Source organism: Rhodococcus sp. G-MC3 (assembly GCF_030063335.1).
In the GTDB taxonomy this organism is placed as follows: Bacteria; Actinomycetota; Actinomycetes; order Mycobacteriales; family Mycobacteriaceae; genus Rhodococcoides.
Genome location: NZ_JASISW010000055.1, coordinates 1 through 4,899 on the forward strand (window position 1 = coordinate 1; position 4,899 = coordinate 4,899).

The following is a 4,899-nucleotide window of genomic DNA, read 5'->3' on the forward strand; positions in this document are numbered from 1 at the left end:
TCGAAGGCCACCCCGAACGCCACGTCTGGGGACTGGGCCGGCACTACGCCGGATCCAATTTCTTCTGGTACTTCAAAGACCCTGCCGGCAACTTCGCGGAATATCACAGCGACATGGACTTCATCGCGGAGGATGCGCTCTGGACACCCGAGGAATTGGAAGGAGCGCGCGGACTCTATCGGTGGGGCCCGCCGCCCCCTCCTTCTTTCATCAAACCCGACGACCTCGCAAGTCTGATGATCCACGGCCACAGTGCCTGAGAGTTCGACTTCCCGCTAGCTGGCCCAAACTGCAAGGAGAGACACTGATGACCAACAGCAACGATTGTGAGCAGGTTCTGCTGAAATTCTATGCAGCGGAAGAGAGGTATTTAGCCGCAGACGGCAAGAATTTCAGTGAAATTGCCAGCACCTTGCATCCAGAATGCGTTATGCACCAACCGGACTCGCTGCCGTATGCCGGAGAATGGCACGGTCACGATGGCTTCGAGCGGTGGATGGCGGCCTTCGGGGACACATGGGCCTCCCTCTCTGTCGAGAACCCCACCTTCTACCCGTCGGGAACGGACCACATCTTCGTGCGATCGACGGTGGTTGCCCGCGCCAAACGCACCGGAACGGATATCACCTGGCCGCTGCTGCAGATGATCACTGTTCGTGACGGACGCATCCTGGAAATTCAACCTTTCCATTGGGACACAGTGCCCATCACGACAGCTGCAGGCTAGCCAAGAAAAGTCGCGTACCGCCAGAGGCAAAGCGAGCGCTTTAGCTCGTGTCACTTCGTCTACAGCGTCCGCTTCCGGAGGCAGGCGGACGGCCAGTCGGTCCACGAATCGCTGACCTGCCGCCCGCCTGACCTCCGGAACCCACTGGCCAACTGCTGCTCGCTGATCGGCCGTGCGCGCTACTGGCGTCCTTTCCTCGTTGCGTATCTCAGAAGCCTGCGCGACGAGGTGCCAGCCGCTTCCACGATGACGTCGATTCGGCACCACCACCTTCAATTCCCCTCCCGTAGCGGTCGATATTCGACTGTCTCGCTGTGTGTCATCTTCGCAGCACCCTTCCAGGGCCATCTGAGCGTCGGTCGCTCGACCAAAATTCTCGACGACGTCTCAGGATCTGTCGCGCCCTCTGGAGACCCCCGCTGGATACCACCCGTCATGTAGAACGAGGACAACAATGACCACTCCACGTCAAGCCGCGCCAGGAAAACAGAATCTAGGCCGTGGGACGAACGCTGATTCCCTGCCCATTGCCGCTCTTCTCCCGCTTGCAGCGACTGCGCTGCTCACCATCGTGACCGAGACACTCCCAGCGGGACTGCTCCTGCAAATCTCGTCGGGTCTCTCGATCAGTAGCTCGGCAGCGGGGCAGATGGTGAGCGCCTATGCGCTCGGAGCCGTCATCGCGGCAATCCCCGCTATCGCACTCACCCGTGGAATGCGGCGAAAGCCGATACTTCTCGCTGTCGTGGCGGGAATGCTCCTCGCCAACGTCATCACAGCCTCCGTCGATGTTTTCGCTGTCACATTGGTGGCACGTTTCGTCGCCGGCGCATTCTCCGGAGTGTTGTGGGGAATGTTGGCGGGCTACACACGCAAGATTTCCCCTGCAGCCAAAACAGGAAAAGCGTTAACAATTGCCATGTCGGGCACCACCATTGCATTCGCCATCGGCACTCCCCTCGGCACATACCTGGGCTCGATGTTCGGCTGGCGATGGGCATTTCTGACTTTGGCCGCGTTTGCCGCTGTCCTCATCGCGTGGATCATCGTCGTTGTTCCGGATGCTCCGGGGCAGCCACCGCAAACCCGAACACCTCTACACCGGGTGTTTGCTACCCCGGGAGTTGCGGCGATACTCTTCATCGTCTTCGGTTGGTTCCTCGCCCACAACATGCTCTATACCTACATCGCGCCGTTCCTCGTATCCGTGAACGCCGGGTTGCGTATCGAGATAGTCCTGTCCGTCTTCGGTATCGCCTCGCTCGCAGGAATCGTGCTTACCGGCACAGTGATCGATCGATCCTTGCGAAAAATGGTGTTGGCCAGCTTGACCGCGTTCGCGACTGCGGCTCTCGCCCTCGGAATCGCGGGCGGCAACACCGTGGTCCTCCTTATCGCGGTAGTCCTGTGGGGCGGCACGTTCGCAGGAGCCTCGACGCTGATGCAAACAGCACTAGCGGACACCACAGGACCCGATGCCGACGTTGCCAATTCTATGCTGACTGTCGCCGCCAATCTTGCGATCTTCGGTGCGGGCACCACGGGCGGAGTACTGCTCGGTGCCACCGGCGCGGGGGTGTTCCCGTGGGCCGCCCTTCTCGTCATCGCAGCCGTGTTTGCGATCGCATTGCTCGCCCGACGGCACGCCATCGTCCCTGGTTCACGCGTGGACAGAGTCGGGTCGCAATCCAAGAAGTGACTCCGCTTCGGAGCACCCTGAAAAGAAGGAGAAAGCTGTGAATTCACCCACGGAGTTGATCATGTGGGAGGGAAGTGTGCGCACTTTCAGCTACCGCGAACAACTCGAGACCACCGCCGAGGCTGGATTCGACTCACTCGCGCTGACGCCAGCGGCTTATCGCGTGGCGATCAGCGACCTTGGTGCGACGGGCGTCAGACGTCTGGCGAGTGAGGTCGGCCTCGATCTGCACCTCGATACGGTCACAGGCTGGGCACCCATTCGGGTACCTACCGGCGCAGATGACAACCTGATTGCACGATTCGATTTTTCTGTCGACGACTGTCTTCAACTCGTCGACTCACTCGACCTCAGATCCATTCTGGCCGTAGCCGTTTTCGATCATGATGCCGTGCCGCACGACACCCTGGTGCGGGGATTCGGCGAGCTGTGCGACGCCGCGTTGATCCGAGAAATCCCCGTCAATCTCGAGTTCATGCCGTTCTGGGGCGTACCCGACCTCGCTGCAGCCTGGGACATAGTCGATCGCGCACAAAGACCCAACAGCGGACTGATGCTCGATACCTGGCACTTCGCGCACAGTGGATCCGATCTCGACCTACTCGCCGGGATTCCGGACGATATCACCGTCAATGTGCAGCTCGCAGACGGATTCCCCGCACCGGCCGGAGCGGATCTGGTGGACCTCACCTTGCACAAGCGACAGCTTCCAGGCCATGGGACCCTCGATCTGGGAAGCGTACTGACCGTGGTCAGAAACCGCGGCTCGCTCGGCTCCGCAGGTCCGGAGATTTTCTCCGACGACTTGGATGCGATGCGCCCGACGGACGCCGGCCGCGCGCTCGGAACCTCGGTTCGCCAAGTACTGGAGATCGGCGTCCACGACCGCTGAGCCCACCTCTGCACGCGAACGGCCACATCAGTGCCAACACGAGAAGAGATCAAAATGAAGCTGAACACTAAAGTCGCAGTAGTCACCGGCGGCGCAGGTGGACTCGGGACCGAAATTTCCCGGGAGCTGGCCCGCCAAGGCGCGTCAGTTGCAATCCTCGACCGCGACTCGGTTGACGACATCGCATCCCTCGTGTCGGCCGAGGGGCGGAAAGCAATCCAACTCGGTGTCGACATCACGAGCAACGACGAGGTCCACGCAGCCTTCGAACAAATCGAACAACTTCTCGGACCCGTCGATATCTTGGTCAATGCCGCAGGCGTTACCGGTACTTCCCGACCCACACACGAAGCAACCGAAGACGACTTCGACACCGTCTTCGCGGTCAACGTCAAAGGCACCTTCTTCTGCTCCAAGTACGCCATCCAAAGCATGCTCAGCCAACAGGGCGGAGGATCCATCGTCAACATTTCCTCGACGTACGGAGTGGCCGCCAACGCAGACATTCCGCTCTACCACGCGACGAAGGCGGCTGTCATCATGATGGCCAAGACAGACGCAGTTACCTACGCGGCTGACGGGATTCGTGCCAACGCAATAGTTCTCGGAACCACACGTACGCCAATGTCCACAGCTGCTATGTCGATCAGCCCGGAAGGCTCCGCCTACCTCCAGAACTTGATCGATCTGCATCCACTCAAGCGACAGGCCGAACCCGACGAGGTCGCGAAGGTCGTCGCCTTCCTGGCTGGGCCCGACTCCAGCTACATCACCGCCTCCGCTATTCCGGTCGATGGCGGGTACACCGCGATTTGATCTTCGCGGATGGCCGTTTGCCCCGGACGTACCGAGAAACTACGGGTATCTGTTGACGCGACGGGGGTCTGAGCACCGGCACATATCGGCGGGGTTGGACCCGCCGAACGCGGTGGTGACCGCTATCGCCGCGATCGCCCGCGCCCGCCGCCAAGGAACAAGGCTTCGGGGTCGTGTTCATCACCCACAACCCGCACCACGCCTAGCGGTCGGCGACCACTTCGTGCTCCTCAACCGAGGCAGGCAAAAACTGGACTGCACCTACGACGAAATTCCCCCTGGACGACCTGACCAAAGAAATGGCCGGCGGCGACGAACTGGAAACCCTCACCCACGATTTATGCCGCTGTGCGCATGCCCCGCGGACAGCGTTCTCTCGGAACGGGTTCAGCGTCCGGCACCCTCCGCGGTGCCCACTTCCCGACAACGACGACAACAGCGACGGTGAATACCGGCAGCGATGAAGTCCCTTACCCCGTCGGACTCGGGAAGGGGGCGACATCGTGTTTGGGCTCATTCAGGACGGAGGGTCATACCCCCCACGTCCACCGGGCCCAGAGAGTGATAGTTGTATCCGACGTTTCCGGTGGTCTTGATGTTCAACGCGGCCCGGGGTGTTCGGCGTCACCGGCACTAATCCTGAATACACCGATGAAGTGACAACTGAGCGCGAGTTGTGAATACGAAATGCCCTGTCGTGGTGAAAGAATCAATCTTGTCTAGGGAAAGATTCGGCCACTACGAAGGGCATCTCGCAGATGCAAC

The 4,899-nt window shown here is 60.5% G+C and carries 4 protein-coding genes and 2 pseudogenes; all 6 read left to right on the forward strand.

Annotated features, from left to right (window positions below):
- Window positions 1-260, forward strand: a pseudogene (locus QMK17_RS25895) (VOC family protein); the annotation flags it as partial.
- Window positions 261-307: 47 nt separating this feature from the next.
- Window positions 308-727, forward strand: coding sequence for a nuclear transport factor 2 family protein (locus QMK17_RS25900; protein ID WP_283512153.1), 420 nt, complete (start codon window positions 308-310; stop codon window positions 725-727).
- Window positions 728-1,181: 454 nt separating this feature from the next.
- Window positions 1,182-2,426 (forward strand): MFS transporter, encoded by a 1,245-nt coding sequence (locus QMK17_RS25905; protein ID WP_283512154.1) that lies wholly within the window; start codon window positions 1,182-1,184, stop codon window positions 2,424-2,426.
- A gap of 37 nt (window positions 2,427-2,463) precedes the next feature.
- Window positions 2,464-3,318, forward strand: a complete 855-nt coding sequence (locus QMK17_RS25910) for a sugar phosphate isomerase/epimerase family protein (protein WP_283512155.1) — start codon at window positions 2,464-2,466, stop codon at window positions 3,316-3,318.
- Window positions 3,319-3,372: 54 nt separating this feature from the next.
- Window positions 3,373-4,134, forward strand: coding sequence for an SDR family NAD(P)-dependent oxidoreductase (locus QMK17_RS25915; RefSeq protein WP_283512156.1), 762 nt, complete (start codon window positions 3,373-3,375; stop codon window positions 4,132-4,134).
- A gap of 146 nt (window positions 4,135-4,280) precedes the next feature.
- A pseudogene (locus tag QMK17_RS25920) lies at window positions 4,281-4,481 on the forward strand (ATP-binding cassette domain-containing protein); the annotation flags it as partial.
- Window positions 4,482-4,899: the final 418 nt, after the last annotated feature.